This window comes from Nocardiopsis coralliicola, from assembly GCF_054779695.1.
Genome location: NZ_BAAGXT010000001.1, coordinates 219127 through 244108 on the forward strand (window position 1 = coordinate 219127; position 24982 = coordinate 244108).

Sequence of the window (24982 nt, forward strand, 5' to 3'; positions counted from 1 at the left end):
AGACTGGCGGTTCGGTCCTTCTCCGATGGGAGCATCGATGGATCATCACGCGTCCCGCACTCCCGCCTCCGGCACCGGCCGCGTCAGCCGCCGGTCCCTGTTCGCGGGCGCCGGTGCCGCCGCCGCGGGCGGCCTGCTGGCCACCTCGGCCCCCGGTGCCGCCGCGGCCGCCGGCGGCGCTTCGCGCGCCGCAGCGTCCCCGCTGCCCGCCTACCGCTACCTGCGCGAGGCGCTGGACACCGGGAGCCTCGCCTACAACCCCACCGGCGAGCTGATCTTCCCCTGCATCCGCGGCACCGCCGGCCGCCTTCCCGATGCGCCGGGAAGGTTCCTGCTCTACTACGCCCCGCACGATCCGCCGGGCGGCATCTGCCTCGCCTACGGCGACGACCTCGAAGGGCCCTTCACCGAGCATCCGGGCAACCCGGTCGTGTCGAGGGAGTGGCGGCCGCACTACGCGGTGGACCACGTCTCCTCACCGCACGTGCTGTGGAACTCCGAGCACCGCGAGATGTGGCTGTACTTCCACGGCGACAACCGGACCACGCGCCTCGCTCGCTCGCGCGACGGCCTCTCCTTCAGCTACGAGGCCGAGGTGCTGCACACGTCGATGGTGCCGGGCACGACCGAAGCGTCCTACGCCCGCGTCTTCGAGCACGCGCTGCCCGACCGGGACGCCCGCTACGTCATGGTCTACATGCGCAACAACGGCGCCGACCACCGCTCGATCGGCTGGGGATGGTCGGCCGACGGCATCACCTTCGACTTCGACCCCGACCCGCTGGTCGACTACGCCGACCTGGGGCTGGAGAACCTGTCGAGCCCGCACCTGGTGGAGCGGGACGGCCGCACCCTCGTCGTCTACCACACCGACCGCGGCGACATCCGCGCAACGGAGGTCGGCGCGGACTTCGCTCGTCGCGACCACCTCGGCGTGGTGCACCGCCCGATGGCGGGACCCCCGGACTCGGGCCGCTCGGCGGCACCGTCCTTCGGCTCCGACGGCGGCACCGAGTACATGTTCTACGAGGCGGGGGACCGCTTGGGCGCGACGATCGCGATCGCCCGCGCCGGATGAGCGCGCTGGCCCCCTGCGCGCCCGGCGCCGTGCAGGGGGCCAGGCGTCAAGCGCCGCCGCGGTGCACCCGGAGCGGCCCGGCGCTCTGCGCCACCGGCATCAGCTCGATGGTGTTGATATTGACGCGGCCCGGCCGCTCGACCGCCCACTGGACGGTCTCGGCGATGTCCTCGGGCGTCAGCGGATCGGTGCCGGCGTAGGGCGCCGCGGCCGCCTCGGCGTCGCCGCCGAACCGGACTTCGGAGAACTCCGTGCCGCCGACCAGGCCGGGCTCGACGCAGGTCACCCGCACGGCGGTGCCGTGCAGGTCGGTACGGAGGTTGCGGCTGAACTGGGCGGTGAAGGCCTTCGTGGCACCGTAGACGTTGCCTCCGGGGTAGGGGTAGTGCGCCGCTGTCGACCCGATGTTGACGATGTGGCCCCGGTTGCGCTCCACCATGCCGGGAAGGACCGCCCGGGTGCAGGAGACGAGTCCGGCGCAGTTGGTGTCGACCATCCGCCGCCACTGCTGGGGGTCGGCCTCCTGGGCGGGGCCCAGGCCGAGTGCGAGGCCGGCGTTGTTGACCAGCACGTCGACCTCGGCGAACGGCGCGGGCAGGTCGGCGACGGCGGCGGCGACCGCGTCACCGTCGCGAACGTCCAACCGGACCGGGTGCACGGCCGCGCCGAGCTCGTCCCGCAGCGCCTCCAGCCGGTCGGTCCGCCGCGCGGCGGCGACGACCCGGGCCCCCGACGCCGCGAACCGCCGCGCGATCGCCGCCCCGAACCCCGAGCTGGCTCCGGTCACGAAAACAGTGGTGCTCTCCTGGTGCATGCGCTGATTCTCCCGCCCCGGCCGCTGACGCGCGGCAGCGGCCCCGCCGGCGGAAGCGCCCCTGCGGCCCGAGGACGCCCGGTCAGCCCTCGTGCGGCGGGAACGCCTCCCGGTCCTGGTGGCCCGCCGCGCGCAGCCCGGGCTCCCGATCACGGATCGCGGCGGCCCGAAGGATGTCCCCGGTCGTCAGCCGGGACGCCTCAGCGGCGTCTCCCCGCACCACCGCACCGAGGATGCGGTCATGGTCGTGCTGCAGATCGCCGGCGTGCCCCCTCTCCGGTCCCTGGACCGCCTCGCTGAGGCCGCGGGGCACGGGTTTCGCCGGGCGGACCTTGCGCTCCTTGCCGCGGAGCCGTAGCGGCCGGGGCCGGTCTCGCGGCGCGTCCCCTCCCCGGCGGTCGCCGCGGGCGGAACGCGCAGCCGGGCCGTGGTGCGCCCGAACGCCCTAGGCCGATTCGAATTTGACGACGGCGTCGCCGTCCTGGGCGGCGCCGTCGAAGAAGTCGCGGAGTTCGCGGAGGTCGCGGACGAGGTCGTCGGATAGGTCGTCGTCCCAGCGGAGGCCGACGCCGTCGGCCTCGCGGACCAGGGTGTCCTCGAGGGAGCGGACCGCGGTCTGGATGGAGAAGGCGCGGAGGAAGCGGGCGGCGTCGGCGGTCTCGGCGGGGGTGAGGGTGAGGATCTCCACCCCCTCGTCGGCGTCGGCGTCGTCGGCGACGGTGCCGGTGCGCAGTGTGCCGCCGAAGACGGGGAGGTGGCGCGCCGCGTCATCCGCAGGGCCGGCCGCGGTAAGCACCACGTCCATCAGGTACCCGTGCCGCTCGACACCCATGATCAGGCCCGCTTTGAACAGCGGATCGAACGCCTCGCTGAACCAGCCCGGGAACAGGGCGGCCAGCTCGTCGACCGGCGCCGATTCCGCAACTGCTCCAGGAACCCGGCGCCAGAAGAAGTCAACGCTCACGCCACTCCTCTCCCATCCGTCCCACGAGTGACGCGTAACCCTTGCACGGGCGCCGCGCGCTGCCTAGGGGGCCAACCGAGCGCACACCGCGGCGGAACGGTCAGCCGCCGGCGGCCGTCTCGACGGCGACGGCCAGGGCGAACCGGGCGGCGGGGTCGTCCAGGCGCAGGTCGGCGCGCTCGGCCATGCGGCGCATCCGGTAGCGCACGGTGTTGGGGTGCACGTCCAGGATCCGCGCCGCGCCCGCGGTATCGCCCTGGGCCCGCAGCCACGCGCGCAGCGTGGACACGTAGTGCGTGCCGTGCTCGGCGTCGTTCCGGGCCAGGTCGGCGACCGGGCCCTCGGCGGGCCGGCGCCCCGACCCCGACGCCTGGCGCAGCCGGTGCAGAAGAACGGTGTCCCACGACTCGTCGTAGGCGACGGCGGGCGCACCGGCGCCGCCGGCGGTGTGCAGGTGCAGGCTCTCGTCGGCCTCGCGGCGGCTGTCCGGCAGGTCGGCGAGAGCCGCCGGCGCGCCGATGCCGGCGTTGAGGGCGACGTGGTCCGGCAGTCCGGCGCGGATCGAGCGCAGCCACTCCCGGGCCGGCTCGGCGTCGCTGCCGCACGGCAGGACCGTGTAGACCGTGCTGCCGAACACCGCACTGCGCGCCGCGCGCGACCAGCCGAACCCGGTCGTCGCGCGCTCGAACGCCATCAGCGCCGCCGAGTGCCGCTCCTGGGGCGTGTGCGCCTGCAGCGCGATCACCCGGTGGCGCTCCGCGCGCAGCCCGAGGCGGCTCGCCGGCTCTGTCGGGTCGACCCCGCCCTCCAGGAGCCGGTTGACCAGGTCGGATTCGACATGCCGCTCCAGGTCGGCGCTGGCGCGGGTGCGCAGCAGGTGCAGCGCCACCGTCCCGGCGCCCTCCCGCAGCAGCGCCGTGCGCGCGGCGTCCAGCGGCTCCGCGGCCAGCACCCAGACCGAACCGAGGAGCTCGCGGCCGGCCCGCACCGCGATCGCCGTCCGGCCGGTCAGTCCGTACTCGACGGCGGCCGGAACGAAGAGGGGCTCCGCCGACGCGGCCAGGCGCGCCCCCGCCCCGGAGCGCTCCAGGTGCTCACGCAGCGCCTCGGGCACCCGCCGGCCGAGAACGGTCTCCCGGCGCGCCCGGTCGGCCGTCGCCTGGATGCCCGAGTGCGCCAGCACCCGGTAGCGCGGGTCCTCGATGGTGACCGGCGCGCCGATGCGCTCCGCGATGGCGTCGGCCAGCGAGGACAGGTCGGTCGGCCCGCGCCCGGACTCGGTCTCCCCGCCCTCCAGCACGAGGCCGTAGACGACGCCGGCGAGGCGGCTCCAGGACATCGACGGGTCGGCGGCCACCAGGGCCAGGCCGTGCTCCCGCGCCTGTTCAGCGGCTTCCGACCGCTCACCGTCGGCACTGCGCACCACCACCGCGGCGGCGCCCGCCCGCAGCGCCGGTGCCAGTGCACCGGCGGCCTCGGCCACGCCCACCGCGAGGAAGACGTCGCCCTGGTCGGGTGCGGTGTGCGTCGGATCGTGCAGGGCGACGCTGCGGATCACCGCGTCCGGGGAGATCCGGGCGCCGATCGACCGGGCGCCGTAGCCGCCCAGCACCGTGACCAGCCGCTCCAGCCGGATCATCGGGCCTCCTCGCCGCGCCGCCGTACTGTCCGCACAGGACAAGAGGCTAGCCGAGAATTGTCAGCCCTGGACAATGCAGTTCCCGGTGCGGTGGCGGAGGGTGGAGGCAGTGGCTTGTGTGGACCAAGGGAGGCCAACGCACATGGGGGAGAGCCGTGGTGTCCGGGTGCCGGACACCGCCGTCGTCGTGGGCGCCGGAGTGGTCGGCCTGTCGACCGCCTGGTTCCTGCAGGAGCACGGTGTCGCGGTGACTGTCGTCGAGCGGCGCCGCGTAGGCGCGGGCGCCTCCTGGGGCAACGCCGGCTGGCTATCGCCCGGGCTCGCCCTGCCGCTCAACGAGCCGCGCATGCTCGCCTACGGCCCGCGCGCGCTGGCCGACCCGCGCGCGCCGCTGTCGATCCCCGCACCGGCGGCGCCCGGTGTCGCCCGCTTCCTCGCCGCGTTCGCCGCCAACTGCCGCCCTGCCGCCTGGCAGCGGGCGCTCGACGCGGCGCTGCCGCTCAACCGTGCGGCGCTGGACGGCTTCGACGAACTCGCGGCGGGCGGTGTCGAGGTCGGCTCGACCGAAGCGCCGATCACCGCCCTGTTCTCCGCCGAGCGCGCGGCCGCGCACCTCATCGCCGAACTGCGCCAGGCGAAGGACGCGGGCCTGCCGATCGACTTCACGCCGCTGACCCGCGACCAGGTGCACGCCGCAGTGCCCCAGGCATCCGGTGCCGTGCGCGCCGGCCTGCGCATCGGCGGCCAGCGCTACGTCGACCCGGCGCTGTTCACCGAGGCGCTCGCCGCGTCGGTGCGCCGCCGCGGCGGCGCGGTGGTGGAGGACTTCGACGTCACCGGGCTGGAGCAGGACGGCGACGAGCTCACCGTCCGCTCCGCGCATGGAGAGACTGAGACCGCCGGCGCCGTCGTCGCGGCCACCGGGGCGTGGCTGGGGCGCCAGGCGCGCTCGTGGGGCATCCGCGTGCCGCTGGCCTCGGGCCGCGGCTACAGCTTCCTCGCGCCGGCGTCCGACCCGGTCGCCGAGCCGGTGTACCTGCCCGAGGCCCGGGTGGCCTGCACGCCGTCGCCCGCCGGCCTCCGGCTCGCCGGGACGATGGAGTTCGACGCGGCCGATGCGCGGCTGCGCCCGGCCCGCCCGCGCGACATCGCCGCCTCGGCCCGGCGCTTCCTGGACGTGCCCGGACTGGACGCGCGCGCCGACTCCTGGGTGGGGCCGCGGCCGGTCACTGCCGACGGCAGACCGCTCGTGGGCCGCACCCGCATCCCGGGGCTGTTCGCGGCGGGCGGCCACGGCATGTGGGGCCTCACCCAGGGACCGGCCACCGGGCGCCTGCTGGCCCGCGCCATCGCGACCGGCACCGTGCCGGACGAACTCGCGCCCCTGGATCCGCTGCGGTGACACGGCGGCGCCCTCCGGGGCGCCGTTCCCGACAGGCCCCGCACAGCGCATGGCGGGGCCCGCTTGCATTTCCCGCCTCTGGCGGGGTTCCGGCGCGTTCCGCGGGGGCTGCCTGCGGGCCTGCGCCGCACAAGCATTCCCAGTACGACCCGGTGCCCCGCCGCACGGCCGCTCCGGGAGCCGGACAGCAGTTTTCCCTACCCGTCGAGAAGCACCAGTAGAACAGGCACGCCATGAGCGACACCACCACCTGGCTGACGCCCGCCACCCGCGACCGGCTGCTCCGGGAGCTCGAGTACCTCTCCGCCACCGGCGCCGGACCCGCCGCGGAGGCGGAGTTCGGACCGCGGCCCGACGAGGGGCAGCGCCGGACCCGGATCGCCCGCATCGAAGGACTGCTCAAGAACGCGGTGGTCGGGGACGCGCCGCCGGACGACGGGGTCGCCGAGCCCGGCATGGTGCTGACCGTCGACTACGGCGACGGCGGCGAGCCCGCCACGTTCCTGCTCGGTGTCCGCGACCGGTCGGCGGGGGAGGACCTCACCGTCTACTCCCCGGAGTCGCCGCTCGGTGCCGCCCTCCTCGGCGCCCGGCCCGGCGACCGCCGCACCTACCGCACCCCGTCCGGGGCCGAGGTCACCGTGACCCTGCGCTCCGCCACCCCCTATCGCGCCGCCGGCTGAGCCGGGCGCCCTGCGGCTCGGCGGCGGGGGCGCCGACAGAGCCGCAGGGCGCGGCACTACGGTGAGCGTGTGCAGGCAGCAGGGGGACCGGAAGAGGGCGGGCGGCGCGCGCGCCGCCCGCGGAGCAGGCTGCAGCGGCGCCTCGCCGCCGCGGCGGCAGCGGTGCTGCTCGCCGTGCTCGCCGCCGCCGGCTTCACGGTGTGGGCGGGCAGCGCAGCGCCGGCCGAGCCCGGCCCGCTCGCGGATGCGGAACGCACGCCCGGCGTGTCCGTGCACTCCACGGACGAGGGGGTGGAGATCGCTCCGGCCGGGGACCGCGCGGCAGCGGGCGTGGTGTTCTACCCGGGCGGCCGGGTCGAGCCGGCCGCCTACGCCGCCGCCTGGGCGCCGGTCGTGGAGCGCGCCGGCGTCCGCGTCATCATCCCTGCGATGCCGCTGAACCTCGCCTTCTTCGCCTCCGACCGGGCCGCGGATGTGATCGCCGGAGCCGCCGGCGCGACCGAGCGCTGGTACGTCGGCGGGCACTCCCTGGGCGGCGCCATGGCCGCCTCCTACGCCGGCGGGCGCCCGCCGGGCGAACTCGAGGGCCTCATCCTGTGGGGCTCCTACGCCACCGAGGACGCCGACCTCGCCGGCCGCAGCGACCTGAGGGTCCTGTCGGTGACCGGCTCGCGCGACGGGCTCACCGACCCGGCCACCGCCGAGCAGAACCGCAGCCACCTCCCTCCGGACGCCGCCGCCACGGAGATCGCCGGCATGTCCCACGCCCAGTTCGGCGCCTACGGTCCGCAGGACGGCGACGGCACGCCCCGCCTCACCGGCCCCGAAGCCCGCCGCGCCCTTGCCGACACGACCGCCGGCTTCCTGGCGGCCCCGGCTTCCCGCTGACCCCCTGACCGGAGCGGCCCCGCCGGAGCGCCGGTGGAAGGCTGCTCCGCGTGCCTGCGGCTGCCGCGGTGCTGAAGCCTGGTCGTCCTGGTTCACCGCGGGGCAGGACAGCCGTTCGATCGTGCAATATTTCTGAAGGTATGTCCGCTAAAGCGTTCGCTTTTCCTTGTGTTTCCTTTCGGGGATAATGTCGGTGTGATGACGGTTCAGCAGGCAGCGGAGACGACCGCCCGGTCCAGTGGGACCGGCGCAGCAGCGCGATCGGCAGACGAGCCCTCCTCGCGCGCAGTCCGCACTGTCCGCCTGCACCGCAGCAGCGGGGGCCGAACGGCCTGACCTTCGCTCGGCGGCGCGCCGCGGTGGAACCCAGCCCCCCGCACACCGCCCGCGCGCCCGCCCGCCCCCATCCCGCGCACCCGCGGTACCGATTGCTGGCAGCCCAGCAGCGGTGCCGGCTTCGGGGGTGCGCGGACCGCGGCCGGACCGCCGCCCCCCGCCGGCCGCCTCCCTGACGGACGAGTAAGGAGTATCTGTGGCATCTAACGCCGACACCGGATCGGCACCGACCGCACCGGCCCGGGGCACGCGGGGCCTCGTGCTGCCGGTGTTCCTCCCTGCGCTGCTGATCGTTGCCGCCGCGCTCGCGGCCGCAACCTGGTATGGCGCCGCGTACGGGGAGGAGGCGTCGGAGGCGTTCACCAGCCTGCGGGACGCGGTCGGCGAGGGCGTCGGCTGGTGGTATGCGCTGGTGGTCGCCGGCTTCCTGGCCTTCTCCGCCTGGGCGGTGTTCTCCAAAGCCGGCGCGATCCGCCTCGGGCGCGACGACGAGGGGCCGGAATTCTCGCGCTTCTCCTGGTTCGCCATGCTGTTCTCCGCGGGCATGGGGATCGGGCTGGTGTTCTGGGGCGTCGCGGAACCGCTGACGCACCTCGTCGAGCCGCCGGCCGTCGCCGGCAACGAGCCGGGAACGCGGGCCGCGGGGGGTGCGGCGATCGGCCAGGCGCTCTTCCACTGGGGCCTGCACGCCTGGGGCATCTATGCGGTGGTGGGCCTCGGACTGGCGTACATGTCGTTCCGCCGCGGGCGCCCGCTCTCCGTCCGGTGGCTGCTGGAGCCGGTGCTGGGCCGGCGGCTCATCGAATCCTGGGCCGGGCACGCGATCGACGTCTTCGCCATCGTCGGCACCATCTTCGGCGTTGCCACCTCGCTCGGGCAGGGCGCCCTGCAGATCCAGGCCGGCCTGGCGCATATCGGATGGTTCGAGCCGTCCCCCGTGCTCCTTTCCGTCCTGGTGGCCGTGTTCGTCGCGTGCGCCACGCTGTCGGTCGTCTCCGGCCTCAACCGCGGGCTGCGCTGGCTGTCCAACGCCAATATGGCGCTCGCGGCGGTACTGGCGCTGTGCGTCCTGGTCCTCGGACCGACCGTCTTCCTGTTCCGGTCGCTGGTGCAGAACACCGGCGAGTACATGCAGGCACTGCCGCAGTTCATGTTCGTCACCGGGGCCGGCGCGGCCGACACCTGGACCCTGAACTGGACCCTGTTCAACCAGGCGTGGTTCCTCAGCTGGGCGCCGTTCGTGGGCATGTTCATCGCCCGCATCTCCCGGGGGCGCACCATCCGCGAATTCATGCTCGGAGTGGTGCTGGCGCCGACCGCGATCGCGGCGGTCTGGTTCACGGTCTTCGGCAGCACCGGGGTCCTCTACCAGCTGCGCGACGGCTCGATGACCGGCGGCGACGGCGCGGTCGACACGAACACGACCCTGTTCCTGCTGTTCGAGAACCTGCCCGGCGGGGCCGCTGCGGCCACGGTGCTGTCCGTGCTCGCGCTCGCCGTGATCGTGCTGTTCTTCGTCACCTCCGCCGACTCCTGCGCCCTGGTGGTCGACGTCCTCGCGCACGGCGGCCGCAGCGAGACGCCCCGCTCGACCCGCATGTTCTGGTCGGTCCTGCTGGGGGTGGCCGGAATCGTGCTGCTCACGGCGGGCGGCGAGGCGGCACTCACCGTCCTCCAGGTCAGTTCGATCCTCGGGGCGGCGCCGCTCTCGGTGATCTACGCGCTGGCCGTGCTGGCGCTGGTCCGGATGCTGCGCTACGAGGCTTCGGCCATGCCGCGCTACGTGCGGATACGTCCGCAGGCGACCCCGTCGGCGCTGGTCGCAGCGGCCCGCGCGGAATCGGACGGTGAGGTGCAGGTGCAGGACAACCTGCGCGCCCTGCTGAAGGCGCGCAGCCGTGCAGCCGCCGGCCGGCGCACCGGAGCCTCGGCTGCGCTGGGCGGGCTCGCTCCGGGGACCGGAGCCGCGCAGGCCGGCTCCGGTCCGGTGGCCGCGGAGGCGGAGGTTCTGGCGGTGCACGACGTTCCTCCCGAGGCCGTGGCCGTGGACACCAGCACCGGGCTCATCTGCCTCAAGGACGGTTCGCAGGCACCGGATCCCGCCGGTGCAGAGGTGTTCGACACCCCGGAGTTCGCCGATTCGGCCGCTGGAGCCGAGCGGGAGACGGAGGAGCTGCTGCGCAGGTCGTCCTCCGCATAGGCGGTTCCGGGAGGCCGGCTCGCGCGGTGCCGGGCGGCCCTGCCGCCGGCGGCGAAGAGAGGGCCTCCGGACCTGAGGGGGCCGCACCGCCCGGTGCGGCCCCCTCAGCCGGCTCCGGGGGCCGTGGCCCGCTGGGCGGTGTCCCGCCGGGCGACGGCCTCGGCCACCTCGTCGAGGGCCGTGCGGAGGGAGGCGCCGTAGGGGTCGTCCGGGAGGTCCGGAGCGTGCTCCCGGGCAGCTGCCAGGTGGGCTCCGGCCGCGTCGAACGAGCCGAGGCGGCGGTAGCAGTCGGCCAGGTTGAGGTGCAGGGACGGGTAGAAGCCGGCGATGTTCAGGCCCGCGTGATGCCGCTGTACCCGCTCCTCGGTCACCGCGTCCGCCGCGTCCAGCGCGCGGACGTCCCAGGCCAGCGCCTGCGCCGGGTCGGTGTACAGGTCGGCCAGGTAGTGCGCCAGCGTGCAGCGGTGCAGCGGATCGCCGTCCGCGCCGATCTCGGACCACAGCTCCAGCAGCGCGCTGCGGGCGGAGTCGGTGCCGCCGGCGCGGCCCGCGAGGACGGCCCGGGTGATGGCGTCCATGGTGGTGTCGGCGCCGCCGGCATTGGCTCCTCCGGCGCCGGCATCAGTACCGGAGGAGGGGGCGGCGGGGCCGGGGGATGCGGTGTCCATGGCGGTGTTCCTCTGTGGTCGGTCGGTGGATTGCCGGCTCGGCAGGCGCGAGCGGCCGCGGGTGGCCGGCGGCCTCATCCGCGTTCGGCGGGCCTGGTGCCGGGCTTCACGGGCATGGCCAGAGTGGTCAGGTCGCCGCGGTCGGCGGAGCGGATGGTGGCGGGCTGCCCCGGGCCGCGCAGGTCGACCAGCACGTCGGGGCCGAGCGCGGTGCTGACCGCCGGGTAGAGCGTCGTCAGTGCGAAGCAGACGCACGCCTCCGCACCGGTCACGGCGGCCGCGAGCAGTGCACCGGCAGCCCGGGGCGCGGCGGGCTCCGCTTCCCCTGCCGCCGCGTCCGCCGGCGGTGCGCCGACCGGGCCGGCGTCCAGGCCGGCCCGGCTCGCCCGCAGCGCGATGTGCTCTTCCGGGTGCTCCTCCAGGGCGCGCAGCAGGACGTCCTTGGGCACAGAGACGCGGGTCGCCGGCTCAGGCAGGGACGCGAGCATCAGCCGGTAGTCGGGGAACTCCGCTTCCAGCATCCGGCAGTGGAAGGCGCGGTCCGGAGCCACCCGCAGCCGGAGTCCGTGCAGGGACGCCTCCATCCGCACCATCGGGCTGCGGCGGACCTCCGGGAGCGCGGCCCGCACCGCACCGCCCTCGATGGTCGCCGCCCACTCGGCGGCGCCCGCCTCTGCGGGGACCAGGGTGCGCGTCGCGAGGCGGTAGCGGTCGGTCGCGGTCAGGGTGACCGCGCCGGCACCCGCCTCGACGCGCAGCCCGCCGAGTACGGGCCGCCCGGGCTCGTTCGCGGTCGCGGTCAGGACCTGCTCGACCGCGTCGGCCAGCACGGGCCCCTTCACCGCGGCGATCGGCAGCCCCGGCGCCCCGCCGAGCGACGCGGTGATCTCGGCCGCCTTCTCCTGCACCTCCGCGGCCCCGCCCAGGACCTCGGCGGCGTGCGCGCTGATCAGCCGCGCCGCCACTGCGGGCTCGGCGTCCAGCACCGCGGCAGCGTCGGCGAGCGGCATGGCGATCTCGCGCAGCCGCCGCAGCGCCACCGCCCGCTCCACCTGGCCGGCCCCGTAGTAGCGGTACCCGGTGTCGGCGTCGACCTCGGCGGGCACCAGCAGCCCGGAGTCGGCGTAGAAGCGCAGCGCACTGGCGGTCAGCCCGCTCTCCCGCGCAAACGCCCCGATCGCCATCAGTTCAGATTTCGGCACCCGCCCATCGTCAGCCTTCACCCCACTCGAAGGTCAAACCCGGGGCGCGGCGCCGCGGCGGCCGGCCACCGGGTGCTCCGGGCTCCCGGTCAGGCTGAGGGGCCGGTGAGGGGCCGCTAGGACCGCTCCAGGTCCTCCAGGGTCGAGGTGACCGAGGCGCCGAGGCTGTTGCGGACGTGGGCGCGCACCAGGTCGGCCGCAGCGGGACCGTCGCCGACGACCACCAGCTCCAGGATCTCGTGGTGCTGGTGGAGGTCGATGGTGCGCGGCTCGGCCCCCGCCGGCAGCTCCAGGCCGATGCGCCGGTACCGGTCGGCCTTGTCCCACAGGTCGTCCAGCAGCCGGACCATCACCGTGTTGTGCGAGGCCGTGTAGATCGACCGGTGGAAGGCCCGGTGGGCGGCGAGGGCGTCCTCCCCCCAGGGACGGGTGACCGGCAGCAGCGCCTCGGCTGCCGCCCGCATCGCCGCGACCTCCCGGTCGGTGCGGCGGTGGGCGGCCAGCTCGGCGGCGGCGGGCTCCAGCGACAGGCGCACCTCCAGCAGCTCGCGCGCCTCGGCCGCGCTCATCGGGGCCACCCGCACGTCCCGGTGGGTCTCCATCACCACCCAGTCCTCGCTGGCCAGGCGCCGGATAGCCTCGCGCAGCGGGGTGATGCTCATCCCCAGGTCCTCGGCCAGGTCGTACTGGGACAGGCGAGATCCGGGGGCGAGCTCGCCGGTCGTGATGCGCCGCCGCAGCTCGATGTAGGCCAGCCCGCCCTTGCTGGAGAAGACGTTCGCGCTGGTCATCATGGCCTCTCTGGAAAAATGTCCGCTCGTTCTTGTGACGCCGGTCTCCTGCATCATAGGCTCCTCGTAACTTATAAGGAAGTTATAAGACTCGACCGGCACGATGAGGACCATGAAAATCGTTTCCGCCCACGTCGGCACCATCCCGATCAGCTCGTCGATGCGCAACGCCTACATCGACTTCTCCAAGATGGACTGCACGGTCCTGGCCCTGGTCAGTGACGTCGTCGTCGACGGCGAACCCCTGGTGGGCTACGGCTTCAACTCCAACGGCCGCTACAACGCCACCGCCATCCTCACTGAGCGGATGCTGCCCCGGCTGCAGGCTGCCGGCGTCGGCGAGCTGCTCGACGAGGACGGCGAACTCTCGCCCGCCAAGGCGTGGAACATCGTGATGCGCAACGAGAAGCCCGGCGGGCACGGCGAGCGCTCGGTCGCGGCGGGTGTGCTGGACATGGCGCTGCACGACCTGGCCGCCAAAGCCTCCGGTGTGCCGCTCTACCGATGGATCTCCGACCACTACGGCGACGGCGACCCCGATACCGACGTGTTCGTCTATGCCGCCGGCGGCTACTACGCCCCCGGCAAGACCCTGCGCGACCTGCAGGACGAGATGCGCGGCTTCCTCGACGCCGGCTACGACATCGTCAAGATGAAGATCGGCGGCGCCGACCTGGGCGAGGACCTGCGCCGGATCGAGGCGGTCATCGACGTCCTGGGCGGCGACGGCTCCCGGCTCATGGTCGACGTCAACGGCAAGTTCGACCTGCCGACCGCGCTGGAGTACGGCGCGGCCATCGACCCCTACGGCCTGTTCTGGTACGAGGAGGTCGGCGACCCGCTCGACTACGCGCTCAACGCCACCCTGTCGGAGAACTACCGCAACCCCATCGCCACCGGCGAGAACCTGTTCTCCCTGCAGGACGCCCGCAACCTCATCCGCTACGGCGGAATGCGCCCCGACCGCGACTTCATCCAGGTCGACCCGGCGCTGAGCTACGGGCTGACCGAGTACCGCCGGGTGCTGGACATGCTCGCCCAGCACGGGTGGTCCTCCCGGCGCTGCATCCCGCACGGCGGCCACCAGTTCTCGCTGCACATCGCCGCCGCCCTCAAGCTGGGCGGCAACGAGTCCTACCCCGGAGAGTTTCAGCCCACCGGCGGCTTCACCGACGGCGCGGTCGTCCGCGGCAGCCGCGTGGCGCCCGGCGACCTGCCCGGTATCGGCCTGGAGGGCAAGGCCGAGTTCTACAAGGTCCTCCGGGACCTGCACGCTTGACCGGCCTGCGCCCGCCCGCCGCATCCCCCGGGACCGCCGGCGGGCCGTCCGCCCGCGTTCCGGGCGGCGAAGGCGGCACAGCGCGCCCGAGAGTCCGGCCGGCCCTGAGGACGGGGCCGGCCCAGAGCGCCGGCGGGCCATCCCCGATCACGGCCGAGGTCGAGCGGCGCGCTACCTGCGCTGACCCCCCGCGGCACACCAGCCGAGCACCAGACCGAAGAGGGTACACACCATGGCAATGCCTTCCGCGCACTCCCTGTGGGGAAGCCTGTGGGAGTCGCACCGGCAGATCAAGCAACTCCTGACGCTCTCCCCGCGCCGGCGCTCGCAGCCGGCCGTGCAGATGGCCACCGCGGGCGACGGCGCCGCCGGCGCCCCGGATTCCGGCGCCCGTCCCGCCGCCGAGGCCGGCACGGGGCCGGCTCCCGGGGCCCAGGGCGCCGCCGCGCCCGCCGGCGGCGACGCCGACAACGGCGAATCGGACAACCCCGACCCCGGCTACACCCCCGCCCGCATCGTCGGCCTGGTCCTGGGCCCGGTGCTGTTCGCGCTCACCCTGGCGTTCTTCCAGCCGGAAAGCCTCTCACCGGAGGGCAAGGCGGTCCTGGCCACCACCCTGTGGGTCGCGACCTGGTGGATCACCGAGGCGCTGCCCATCCCGGTCACCTCGCTGCTGCCCATCGTGCTGCTGCCGCTGACCGGCGCGGTCGACGGCGACGCGGTCGTCTCCTCCTACGGCGACGACATCGTCTTCCTGTTCCTGGGCGGGTTCTCCCTGGCGATCGCGATGGAGAAGTGGAACCTCCACCAGCGCATCGCGCTGGCGATCGTCGCGGCGATCGGCACCAGCCCGCGCCGGATCATCCTGGGCTTCATGGTCGCCACGGGCTTCCTGTCGATGTGGGTGTCCAACACCGCCGCCACGATGATGATGATCCCCGTCGGCCTGGCGGTGGCCTACCAGGCCGCCCGCTCGCTGCGCGGCGGCGAACACGCCTCCGACCTGCCCAAGTTCGAGAAGTCCATCGTTTTCGGCATCGGCTACGCCGCCACCATCGGCGGCCTCGGCACCCTGATCGGCACCCCGCCGCTGGCCATCCTCTCCGCCCAGGTCGGGGAGATCTTCGACCAGCGGATCGGCTTCGCCGAGTGGATGATGTTCGGCGTGCCGATCGCCGCCGTGCTGCTCGTGCTGACCTGGTTCTACCTGACCGGCGTCAAGTTCAGGGTCGGGTTCGCGAAGCTGCCCGGCGGCGCCGAGATCATCCGCGAGGAGCGCCGCTCCCTGGGCGGGATGACCTTCGAGGAGAAGACCGTCTTGGGGGTCTTCCTTGCCGTGGCGTTCATGTGGGTGTCCCGGTCCTTCATCTGGGACGGCATCCTCCCGGGCATCAGCGACGGCCTGATCGCCGTCGCCGGCATGGTGGCCCTGTTCACGCTGCCCACGCGCCACCCGAAGCAGAAGCGGGTGCTGCAGTGGGAGGACGCCACGAAGATCCCGTGGGGCATCCTGCTGCTGTTCGGCGGCGGGCTGGCGATCGCCGGCGGGTTCGTGGAGACGGGCCTGTCGGACTGGATCGGCGCCCAGCTGCGCGGGCTGGAGGGGATCAACGTGATCCTCACGATCATCATCGCCAGCGCGCTGGTGCTCTTCCTGACCGAGATCACCTCCAACGCCGCGACCGGGACGATGATCCTGCCCGTGATGGCCGCGTTCGCGCTCTCCCTGGGCATCCACCCCTACGCCCTGATGGTCCCCTGCGCGATGGCCGCCAACTGCGCCTTCATGCTCCCGGTGGGCACCCCGCCGAACGCGATCATGTTCGGTACCGGGAAGGTGACGATCATGGAGATGGTCAGAACCGGGTTCTGGCTGAACATCTTCGCGCTGGTACTGATCGTGCTGGGTGTGCTGTTCCTGCTGCCGCAGCTGTGGGGCATCGACCTGCTGAGTACGCCCGGCGCGTTCCTGTGACCTGACCGCGCGGCGGCCCCTCCCGGCGGGATCGCCGGCACCGCGGAGCCCGGTCCCGGCATCCGCGCGCACCCCGCGCGCCGATCCGGGGCCGGGCTCCGCTGCGCCGTGCAGCAGCGGTGTGTCCCCGGCGCCGCACCCCCGGCCGGCGGGGACGGCCGGGGGAAGCGCCGGGGCAGACGTCCAGGCACGTCCCTCGGAGCCCTCCAGCCCGCAGCGGAGTACCGGAGATCCCCGCCCAGCGGTCCAGCAGAGGGCCTGCCGGGAGAGCGTTCCGGGCCCGGCGCCCCCGGCGGCCAGGAGGGCTGAACGCCCGGGGAGCCCGCCCGGGAGCGCTAGGGCTTGCGCGCCATGCCCGCCATGCCGAGCTGCTCGCCCGGGGTGAGGTGGTCGAGGGACTTGGGGCGGTCGGGGCGCCAGAGGGCGGTGTAGGTGACGCCGGGGTCGAGCAGGGAGAAGTCGCCGAAGTGGTGCTCGATCTCGGCGGGGGTGCGGGCCCAGCCCTCTTCGAGGCTCTCCCGGGTGATGCGGGCGAGCTCCTGCTGCGCGGGCAGGCCGGTGTCGGCCAGGGAGGTCATGAACAGGTAGCTGCCCGGGCACAGGGCGGCGCGGTAGGCCGCCACCACGCCGTCCGCGATGTCGGGCGAGAGGTAGTGCAGCATGCCGACCAGCATCAGCGCGACCGGCCGGTCGAAGTCGAGCAGGTCCGCCGTGTCGGGGTGGCCGAGGACCGCCTGCGGGTCGCGCACGTCGCCGGTCACGACGCGGGTGACGGGGGTGTCGGCGAGGATCGCCTGCCCGTGGACGTGCACCAGCGGGTCGATGTCGACGTAGACGACGCGGGCGCCGGGGTTCACGGCCTGGGCGACCTGGTGGGTGTTCTGCGCGGCGGGCAGCCCGCTGCCCAGGTCGAGGAACTGGTCGATGCCCAGCTCGCCCGCGAGGTGGCGGACGCCGCGCACCAGTACCTTGCGGTTCTCGTGCGCGGACTCCTGGAGCCCGGGGATGTTCTCGATCGCGTACTGCGCCAGCGCGCGGTCGGCGGCGTAGTTGTCCTTGCCGCCGAGCAGCGCGTCGTAGGCGCGCGCGATCGTCGGCTGGGATGCGTCGATAGTGGGCCCGGCCCGGCCGGGGCCCTGCGGAGTGTCGCCCATGGGAACGGCCTTTGCTGATCGGGGGGAGGGGCCGCAATTCTAGGGCCAGGGCGCATCCGCCGGCGACGGCGCGGCTGCAGCGGGCGCCGGATCCGGGACCGCGGCGCAGGCCGGCGTGCCGGGCTCAGGCCGAGGCGCGGACGACGAGCGCGGGGTCGTAGCGGATGTCCTGGTGGGTGTGCGAGGCGGGGGAGCGGGACTCGGCGAGCAGGAGGTCGGCGGCGGTGCTGCCGAGGAGGTGGCGGGGCTGGCGGATCGACGTCAGCGGAACCGCCGCGGCCTCCGCGAAGGCGATGTCGTCGTAGCCGACCAGGGCAAGGTCGTCCGGCACGCGCAGCCCCAGGGCCGCGCACTGGCGCAGCAGCCCCAGGGCGAGCAGGTCGTTGGCACAGGCGACCGCCGTCGGCCGCTCAGCCGCGGGCAGCGCTGCCAGGTGCTCGGCGGCGCGCCGGCCGGCGTCGATGGTCAGCGCAGCCGTCTCCACGACCTGCACGGACGCCCCGCTGAACTCGGCGGCGGCCGCGCGGACACCGCGCAGCCGGTCGGCGACCTGGCCGAGGTGCAGCGGGCCGCCGGCGAACACGAGCCTGCGGTGCCCGGTGCGCAGCAGGTGGCCGGCGGCGAGCCGGCCGCCCAGCACGTCGTCGACGCTCACCGAGCAGAACCCGCCCTCGGCGGGCCGGTCCACCAGCACCACCGGCATGCCGCGCCCGGCCAGCGCCGCGATCCGCGGATCGCCCGGCTCGACCGGCGTGATCAGCACCCCCGCCACCCGCTGCTCTTCCAGCATGTCCAGGAAGAAGGCCTGCCGGTCGGCGCTCTCGCCGCTGTTGCACAGGTACAGCGCCAGCCCGGCCGGATCGGTGCCGCTCTGCACCCCCTCGGCGACGTCGGCGAAGAACGGGTTGGCCGCGTCGTGCAGCACGTAGGCCACGGTCCGGCTGGCGCCGCTGCGCAGCTGGCGGGCCGAGTCGTTGCGGATGAACCCCAGTGCCTCGATCGACCGCAGCACCCGCTCCCGCGTCCGCTCGCTCACCCGGTCCGGCCGGTTGAGCACGTTGGACACGGTGCCGAGCGACACGGCCGCGTGCGCGGCCACGTCCTTCATGCTGGGCGAGGCGCCCTCCCGCACCGGTCCTCCCCGCTGCCGCTGCACGACCCCGCCGCCGGAGTCCCGTCGGCCTGACTCTAGATCACCCGCCGTGCGCCGTACCGGCCCGAACCGGACCGCAGCGGGCTCCGCGGCCGCCGGCGCTGCCGAGGAGCGCGGGAACGCCCGACTCCCCGGGTGAGCGGCACCCGGAACGGGGCTGCTTCCGGCGCAGGGCCGGCCCGGACCCGGCCCGCGGGGCGGGCGGCGTCCCCGGTTCCGCTGGGCCCTGGCAGCGGAAAGCAGCCGGCGGAGCCCGCAGCGCGGGGAGCAGGATGGTGCCTCTTCGGGGGGTTGACGGCGGCACCGGGGGATGCCAGCGTAATCCACATCACGTTTTGAATCGTTTCAAAAAGCGCCATTCCCCGGTCCCGCCCCTCTGCCGGTCCGCACCCGGTCTCCGGGCCGCATCCCTCGGACCGGACACCGTTCCCCTCCCACCCCACCCCCCAAGGGAGCACGACCGATGACAGCGACGACCCCTCCGCCCAAGGCGGCGCCATCGAAGTGGAAGGCCACGGCGGCGGTGGCCATGTCCAACTACATCGAGGCCGGCTCGATCATCGCGATCGCCACCAGCATGGGCCTGTGGCAGGCGGAGTTCGGCCTGGACAGCTGGGCGGTGGGCCTGCTCAGTGCGCTGAGCGCCAACGCGTTCGGCGCGGCCATCGGCGCCGCGGTCGGCGGCCCGCTCTGCGACCGCTACGGGCGCAAGTTCATCTACACCTACGACCTGCTGCTGTACATGCTCGGCACGCTCTTCGCGATCTTCGCGACGGGCTTCGGGATGCTGCTGACCGGGTTCGTCCTCACCGGCATCGCGGTCGGCGCGGGCGTCACGGCCGCCTGGACCTACATCGCCGAGGAGGCGCCCGACGAGCGCCGCGCCGGCCACGTCGGCCTCGCCCAGCTCGCCTGGTCGATCGGCCCGGCCGTCGGCTACCTGCTCGCCGTCATCGTGGAGCCGCTCGGACTGTTCGGCGCACGGCTGGTCTTCGCGCACCTCTTCATCGTCGCCGCCATCACCTGGTGGGTGCGGCGCGGCCTGAGCGAATCCCAGCGGTGGAAGGACACCCGGCGCCGGGACGACTCCGGCTCCGGCCCGCGGACGGCCGGCACCTACCGCGGCTTCCTCGAACTGCTCACCCACCGCAAGAACGTCACCGCGCTGCTCTTCCTCATCGGCGTCTACGGCCTCTGGAACACCGTCGCCGGCCAGGCCGGCATCTTCCAGCCGCGCATCTACGAGGCGACCGGCCTGACCGACGCCCGCTCCCAGTACCTCCTCCAGGTCCTCGTCTGGGGCCTCACCTCCGCCGCGACGTTCTGGGGCTTCATGCGCTACGGCGACCGCTACTCGCGGCGGCGCCTCTACGGGATCGGCGCCGGACTCGGCATCGCCGCCTGGGCGGTGCTCATCTACGGGCCGGCCGGCTGGTTCTCCCTGGTCTTCTTCGCCGTCGGCTGGGGCATCTCCTCCGGCATCGGCGCGCAGGCGTTCTACGGCCTCTGGGCGGCCGAGCTCTTCGCCACCCGCTACCGCGCCTCCGCCCAGGGCGTCATGTTCATGCTGGTCCGCGTCATGGTCGGCGTGCTGAGCCTGTGGTTCCCGCTCATGCTCGACCAGGTCGGCCTGCGCGGCGTCGGGGTGCTCATCCTCGGCCTGCTCGTGGCAGCCCTGCTGATCGGCACCGTCTGGGCACCGCGCACCCAGGGCAAGACGCTGGAGGCCATCGAGGTCGAACGCTACGGCCGCCTCCTCGACCCCCAGCCCCGAACCGCCCCGGGCGGCGCGCCGGAACCGCGCGCGCCGGAGCCGGGCGACTGACCCGCCGCCCCGGCACGGCTGCACGACCGCCACCACCGCACGACAGACAGGGGAGGGCACGTGACCGACGCGACCGCTTTCGACCGCATCGCCGGCATACTCGCCGCGCAGGAGATCGAGCTGCCGTCCTGGGCGTTCGGCGACTCCGGCACCCGCTTCAAGGTGTTCAGCGCGCCCGGCGTACCGCGCGGCCCCTTCGAGAAGGTCGCCGACGCCGCCCAGGTCCACCGGCACACCGGCCTCGCGCCGGCCGTCGCCCTGCACATCCCCTGGGACCGGTGCGACTTCAGCGCCCTGCGCGAGCACGCCGAAGGGCTCGGCATGCGGCTGGGTACCGTCAACTCCAACACCTTCCAGGACGACGACTACAGGCTCGGCGCGCTCACCCACACCGACCCGCGGATCCGCCGCAAGGCGGTCGACCACCACCTCGAATGCATCGACATCATGCACCGGACCGGCTCGCGCGACCTGAAGATCTGGCTCGCCGACGGCTCGAACTACCCCGGCCAGGCCGACCTGCGCGGCCGGCAGGACCGGCTGCAGGAGTCCCTGCAGGAGATCTACCGGCGGCTCGGGCCCGGCCAGCGGCTGGTCCTGGAGTACAAGTTCTTCGAGCCGGCCTTCTACCACACCGATGTGCCCGACTGGGGGACCGCGTTCGCCCAGGTGAGCGCGCTCGGCGAGCGGGCCCTGGTCTGCCTGGACACCGGCCACCACGCGCCCGGCACCAACATCGAGTTCATCGCCATGCAGCTGCTGCGGCTGGGCCGGCTCGGCGCGTTCGACTTCAACTCGCGGTTCTACGCCGATGACGACCTCATCGTCGGCGCCGCCGACCCCTTCCAGCTCTTCCGCATCCTCGCGGAGGTCGTCCGCGGCGGCGGCCTGAACAGCCCGGACGTCGCCTTCATGCTCGACCAGTGCCACAACGTCGAGCCGAAGATCCCCGGCCAGATCCGCTCGGTGCTCAACGTGCAGGAGGCGACGGCCCGCGCGCTCCTGCTCGACACCGGTGCGCTGCGCCGGGCCCAGGACGCCGGCGACGTGCTGGGCGCCAACGAGGTGTTCATGGACGCCTTCCAGACCGACGTCCGCCCGTGGCTGGCGGACTGGCGCGCCCGCCGCGGCCTGCCGGCCGATCCGATGGGCGCCTACCGCGCATCCGGGTACCAGGAGGCCATCGAAGCCGAACGGGTCGGCGGGACCCCGGCGGGATGGGGCGCCTGAGGCGGTCCGCCGGCCGCGCCCGGAAGCCCGAAGAGCAGCAGCGACGCACCTGCCGACAGCGGCAGCCCGGCCCCGCGGGCCGGAGCCGCGCACGACGCCGAACGGAGCAGCAATGGCCGACCTCCCCCCCGAGGCCGCCCGCCTCATCGAACGCTCGCACGCCCTGGGCGCCGACCCGTCCACCACCAACTACGCCGGCGGCAACACCTCCGCCAAAGGCACCGCCACCGACCCCGTCACCGGCGGAAGCGTCGACCTGCTCTGGGTGAAGGGCTCCGGCGGTGACCTCGGCACCCTGCGCCCGGAAGGGCTCGCGGTGCTGCGGCTGGACCGGGTGCGGGCGCTGGCCGACACCTACCCCGGCGTCGAGCACGAGGACGCGATGGTCGCCGCGTTCGACTACGCCCTGCACGGCAAGGGCGGCGCGGCGCCCTCCATCGACACCGCCATGCACGGCCTGCTCCAGGCCGCCCACGTCGACCACCTGCACCCCGACGCCGGCATCGCGATCGCCGCCGCCGCCGACGGCGAGCGCCTCACCGAGGAGGTCTTCGGCGGACAGGTGGTGTGGGTGCCCTGGCGGCGCCCCGGATTCCAGCTGGGCGTGGACATCGCCGCGGTGGAGCGCGACCACCCCGGCGCCGTCGGCGCGATCCTCGGCGGCCACGGCATCACCGCCTGGGGCGCCACCTCCGCCGAAGCCGAAGCCAACTCGCGGTGGATCATCGACACCGCCCAGCGCCACATCGACGCGCACGGCGCAGCCCAGCCGTTCGGACCGGTCCGGGACGGCTACGCCCCGCTGCCGCCGGCCGAGCGCCGGGCGAAGGCCGCCGCGCTCGCCCCGCACCTGCGCCGCATCGCCTGCACGGATGCGCAGGCGGTCGGCCACTTCACCGACAGCCCCGCCGTGCTGGACTTCCTCGCACGGGAGAAGATGCCGGCGCTGGCCGCGCTCGGCACCAGCTGCCCCGACCACTTCCTGCGCACCAAGGTCGCCCCTCTCGTCCTCGACCTGCCGTCCACGGCGCCGCTGGAGGAGGTCCTCGGAGCCCTGCCCGGACTGCACGAGGAGTACCGGGCGGCCTACCGCGCCTACTACGCCCGGCACGCCGGCCCCGACTCGCCGCCGATGCGCGGCGCGGATCCGGCCGTCGTGCTGGTGCCCGGCGTCGGCATGTTCAGCTACGGCGCCGACAAGCAGACGGCGCGCGTCGCCGGCGAGTACTACGCCAACGCGATCACCGCGATGCGCGGGGCCGAGGCGCTGTCGTCCTACCGGCCCATCAGCGAGGCGGAGAAGTTCCGCATCGAGTACTGGGAGCTGGAAGAGGCCAAGCTGCGCCGGCGGCCCGCGCCCAAGCCGCTCACCGGGCGGATCGCGCTGGTCACCGGGGGTGCCTCCGGCATCGGCCGGGCCACCGCCGAGCGGCTCGCGGCCGAAGGTGCCTGCGTCGCGGTCGCCGACCTCGACACGGCCCGCGCCGAGGCGGCCGCCGCCGGCATCGGCGGGCCCGACACCGCGGTCGGCATCGCCGCCGACGTCGCCAGCGAGGCGTCGGTGCGCGCGGCGGTCGACGCGGCCGTGCTCGCGTTCGGCGGGCTCGACCTCGTCGTCAACAGCGCCGGGCTGTCGCTGTCGCGGCCCCTCCTGGAGACCACCGAGGAGGACTGGGACCGCCAGCACGGTGTGATGGCCAAGGGGTCCTTCCTCGCCGCCAAGCACGCCGCCCGCGTCCTCATCGACCAGGGCCTCGGCGGCGACATCGTCACCATCGCCTCCAAGAACGCGGTGGCCGCCGGCCCCGACAACGTCGCCTACGGCGCGGCGAAGGCGAGCCAGGCGCACCAGGTGCGGCTGCTGGCCGCCGAACTCGGGCCGCACGGCATCCGGGTGAACGGCGTCAACCCGGATGCGGTGGTGCGCGGCTCGGGCATCTTCGCCGGCGGCTGGGGCGCCCGGCGCGCCGCGGTCTACGGCGTCGCAGAGGAAGACCTGGGTGCCTACTACGCCCAGCGCGCGCTGCTCAAGCGGGAGGTGCTGCCCGAGCACGTGGCCGCGGCGGTGGCGGCGCTGTGCGGCGGCGACTTCTCCCGCACCACCGGGCTGCTCCTCCCGGTGGACTCCGGGGTGGCGGCGGCGTTCCTCCGATGACCGCCTCCGCCGCGGCGGCCGCGCGCGGCGCCGAGCCCGCGGTCGCCGCCGTCGACCTCGGCGCCACCAGCGGCCGCGTCGTCCTGGGCCGGATCAGGGGCGGCCGGCTCGCCGTCGAGGAGACCGCCCGCTTCGCCAACACCCCCGTGCACCTCACCCAAGGGGGAGACGACGGCCTCTACTGGGACATCCACGCCCTCTACGCCGGCGTGGAGCGCGGGATCCGGCGGGCCGCCCGGTCCGCGCCGGGGCTGTGCAGCGTCGGCATCGACGGATGGGCGGTCGACTACGGGCTGCTCCGCGGCGGGCACCTGCTCGCCGCGCCCCGCCACTACCGCGACCCGCGTACCGCGGCCGGGGTGCGGCGGGTGCACGGCACCGTCAGCGCAGCGGAGCTGTTCGCCCGCAACGGCCTGCAGCACCTCGACTTCACCACGCTCTTCCAACTCGCCGGGGAACCGCTGCTCGGCGCCGCCGACCGGCTGCTCCTCGTCCCCGACCTGGTGGCCTACTGGCTCACCGGCACGATGCGGACCGAGGCCACCAACGCCTCCACCACCGGGCTGCTGGCCGCGGACGGCGGCGGTTGGGACCGGGGCCTGCTGCACCGCCTCGCCCTGCCCGAGCACCTCTTCGCGCCGCTGGTACAGCCGGGGGAGCCGGTCGGTGCGATCGCCCCGGGGCCCGCCGCGCGGGTCGGTGTCGCTCCGGGGGGCGTGCAGGTCACCGCGGTGGGATCGCACGACACCGCCTCCGCCGTGGCCGCCGTGCCCTTCGCCGAGGGCGGTGCGGCGAGCGCCGCCTACATCTCTTCGGGCACCTGGTCCCTGGTCGGGCTGGAGCTGGACGCCCCGGTGCGCACCCCGGCGGCGCGCGCCGCGAACTTCACCAACGAGGCCGGCGTGGACGGCCGGGTCCGGTTCCTGCGCAACGTCTCCGGCCTGTGGCTGCTGGAAGAGTCGCTGCGGACCTGGGAGGGGAGCGGCGAGGCGGGAGGGCGGCACGGCCGGCTCGCCGAACTGCTCGCCGCCGCCGAAGCGGTGCAGGGCCCGGTGCCGGTGTTCGACGTGGCGGACCCGCGGTTCGTGCCGCCCGGCGACATGCCCGCCCGCATCCGCGACTGGTGCGCCGAGCACGGCCTCGCCCCGCCGCGCGGCCCGGCCGAGACAGTGCGCGCCATCCTGGAATCCCTGGCCGACGCCTACGCCCGGACCCTGGCGGAGGCCGAAGCACTCACCGGCCGGCGCGTCGAGACCGTGCACGTGGTGGGCGGCGGATCGCGCAACGCCCTGCTCTGCCGCCTCACCGCGCGCCGGACCGGCCGCGCCGTCCTCGCCGGCCCGCCCGAAGCCGCCGCCCTCGGGAACCTCCTGGTCCAGGCCCGCGCCGCTGGGCTCACCGCCCCCGACGCCTCCCTCGGCGGCCTCCGCGCCCTCGTCCGACGTTTCCACCCGCCGCAGTGCTATGCGCCCTGACCCCGGGCAGCGCTGGCCGTACTGCGGGGCACGGCGGCGCCCGACCCGCCCGGGTGCGGAGCGCTCGGAGT

The 24982-nt window shown here is 74.5% G+C and carries 20 protein-coding genes; 11 read left to right on the forward strand and 9 right to left on the reverse strand.

All coding sequences use genetic code 11. From position 1 onward, the window contains the following. The first annotated feature begins 37 nt into the window (after positions 1–37). On the forward strand, positions 38–1078 hold the full coding sequence (locus tag ACYVGT_RS00825; RefSeq protein ID WP_460854373.1) for a hypothetical protein: 1041 nt from the start codon (positions 38–40) through the stop codon (positions 1076–1078). A gap of 46 nt (positions 1079–1124) precedes the next feature. Here the strand turns inward: ACYVGT_RS00825 and ACYVGT_RS00830 are convergent, their stop codons facing one another. The 4 genes from ACYVGT_RS00830 to ACYVGT_RS00845 all read right to left on the reverse strand — a co-directional run bounded on the left by ACYVGT_RS00830 (position 1125) and on the right by ACYVGT_RS00845 (position 4495). After that, positions 1125–1892 carry an SDR family NAD(P)-dependent oxidoreductase gene (locus ACYVGT_RS00830; RefSeq protein WP_460854374.1) on the reverse strand — a complete coding sequence of 256 codons (768 nt, stop codon included), beginning with the start codon at positions 1890–1892 and terminating at the stop codon, positions 1125–1127. A gap of 82 nt (positions 1893–1974) precedes the next feature. After that, entirely contained in the window at positions 1975–2115 is a 141-nt protein-coding gene (locus ACYVGT_RS00835) for a hypothetical protein (RefSeq protein ID WP_460854375.1), read from the reverse strand. Between the two features lie 222 nt (positions 2116–2337). Beyond that, on the reverse strand, positions 2338–2856 hold the full coding sequence (locus ACYVGT_RS00840) for a hypothetical protein (RefSeq protein ID WP_460854376.1): 519 nt from the start codon (positions 2854–2856) through the stop codon (positions 2338–2340). 100 nt (positions 2857–2956) lie between these two features. Further along, positions 2957–4495: a PucR family transcriptional regulator gene (locus tag ACYVGT_RS00845; protein ID WP_460854377.1), complete on the reverse strand. Its 1539-nt coding sequence runs from the start codon at positions 4493–4495 to the stop codon at positions 2957–2959. Between the two features lie 142 nt (positions 4496–4637). Between ACYVGT_RS00845 and ACYVGT_RS00850 the strand changes: the two genes are divergently transcribed. The 4 genes from ACYVGT_RS00850 to ACYVGT_RS00865 all read left to right on the forward strand — a co-directional run bounded on the left by ACYVGT_RS00850 (position 4638) and on the right by ACYVGT_RS00865 (position 10004). After that, positions 4638–5897: an NAD(P)/FAD-dependent oxidoreductase gene (locus ACYVGT_RS00850; protein ID WP_460854378.1), complete on the forward strand. Its 1260-nt coding sequence runs from the start codon at positions 4638–4640 to the stop codon at positions 5895–5897. 233 nt (positions 5898–6130) lie between these two features. After that, the gene (locus tag ACYVGT_RS00855; protein ID WP_460854379.1) at positions 6131–6580 is read left to right on the forward strand and encodes a GreA/GreB family elongation factor; all 450 of its coding nucleotides are present in this window, start codon (positions 6131–6133) and stop codon (positions 6578–6580) included. A gap of 69 nt (positions 6581–6649) precedes the next feature. Beyond that, complete coding sequence (locus ACYVGT_RS00860; RefSeq protein WP_460854380.1) at positions 6650–7468, forward strand: alpha/beta hydrolase; 819 nt, start codon at positions 6650–6652, stop codon at positions 7466–7468. Between the two features lie 532 nt (positions 7469–8000). Continuing rightward, a complete protein-coding gene (locus ACYVGT_RS00865) occupies positions 8001–10004 on the forward strand; it encodes a BCCT family transporter (RefSeq protein ID WP_460854381.1) in 2004 nt (667 codons plus the stop codon). Between the two features lie 104 nt (positions 10005–10108). Here ACYVGT_RS00865 and ACYVGT_RS00870 read toward each other — a convergent pair whose 3' ends face one another. The 3 genes from ACYVGT_RS00870 to ACYVGT_RS00880 all read right to left on the reverse strand — a co-directional run bounded on the left by ACYVGT_RS00870 (position 10109) and on the right by ACYVGT_RS00880 (position 12665). Beyond that, positions 10109–10672: a hypothetical protein gene (locus ACYVGT_RS00870; protein WP_460854382.1), complete on the reverse strand. Its 564-nt coding sequence runs from the start codon at positions 10670–10672 to the stop codon at positions 10109–10111. Between the two features lie 74 nt (positions 10673–10746). Further along, complete coding sequence (locus ACYVGT_RS00875) at positions 10747–11874, reverse strand: DNA polymerase III subunit beta family protein (protein WP_460854383.1); 1128 nt, start codon at positions 11872–11874, stop codon at positions 10747–10749. Positions 11875–11990: 116 nt separating this feature from the next. Continuing rightward, positions 11991–12665, reverse strand: a complete 675-nt coding sequence (locus ACYVGT_RS00880; RefSeq protein WP_460854620.1) for a GntR family transcriptional regulator — start codon at positions 12663–12665, stop codon at positions 11991–11993. Positions 12666–12777: 112 nt separating this feature from the next. On the opposite strand from ACYVGT_RS00880, the gene ACYVGT_RS00885 reads away from it, so the two are divergent. Both ACYVGT_RS00885 and ACYVGT_RS00890 read left to right on the forward strand, forming a co-directional pair. Continuing rightward, a complete protein-coding gene (locus ACYVGT_RS00885; protein WP_460854384.1) occupies positions 12778–13944 on the forward strand; it encodes an enolase C-terminal domain-like protein in 1167 nt (388 codons plus the stop codon). 232 nt (positions 13945–14176) lie between these two features. Continuing rightward, entirely contained in the window at positions 14177–15919 is a 1743-nt protein-coding gene (locus ACYVGT_RS00890; RefSeq protein ID WP_460854385.1) for an SLC13 family permease, read from the forward strand. A gap of 335 nt (positions 15920–16254) precedes the next feature. On the opposite strand, the gene ACYVGT_RS00895 is transcribed toward ACYVGT_RS00890, so the two are convergent. Further along, positions 16255–17073 (reverse strand): SAM-dependent methyltransferase, encoded by an 819-nt coding sequence (locus tag ACYVGT_RS00895; RefSeq protein ID WP_460854386.1) that lies wholly within the window; start codon positions 17071–17073, stop codon positions 16255–16257. 124 nt (positions 17074–17197) lie between these two features. Continuing rightward, positions 17198–18181, reverse strand: a complete 984-nt coding sequence (locus ACYVGT_RS00900; RefSeq protein WP_460854621.1) for a LacI family DNA-binding transcriptional regulator — start codon at positions 18179–18181, stop codon at positions 17198–17200. 508 nt (positions 18182–18689) lie between these two features. Between ACYVGT_RS00900 and ACYVGT_RS00905 the strand changes: the two genes are divergently transcribed. The 4 genes from ACYVGT_RS00905 (at position 18690) to ACYVGT_RS00920 (ending at position 24911) form a co-directional block, all read left to right on the forward strand. Next, the gene (locus ACYVGT_RS00905) at positions 18690–20051 is read left to right on the forward strand and encodes an MFS transporter (protein ID WP_460854387.1); all 1362 of its coding nucleotides are present in this window, start codon (positions 18690–18692) and stop codon (positions 20049–20051) included. Between the two features lie 60 nt (positions 20052–20111). Beyond that, positions 20112–21281 (forward strand): L-rhamnose isomerase, encoded by a 1170-nt coding sequence (gene rhaI, locus ACYVGT_RS00910; RefSeq protein ID WP_460854388.1) that lies wholly within the window; start codon positions 20112–20114, stop codon positions 21279–21281. A gap of 112 nt (positions 21282–21393) precedes the next feature. Beyond that, positions 21394–23436: a bifunctional aldolase/short-chain dehydrogenase gene (locus tag ACYVGT_RS00915; RefSeq protein WP_460854389.1), complete on the forward strand. Its 2043-nt coding sequence runs from the start codon at positions 21394–21396 to the stop codon at positions 23434–23436. Further along, a complete protein-coding gene (locus tag ACYVGT_RS00920) occupies positions 23433–24911 on the forward strand; it encodes a rhamnulokinase (protein WP_460854390.1) in 1479 nt (492 codons plus the stop codon). The genes ACYVGT_RS00915 and ACYVGT_RS00920 overlap by 4 nt, the downstream gene beginning before the upstream one ends. Positions 24912–24982 lie beyond the last annotated feature (71 nt).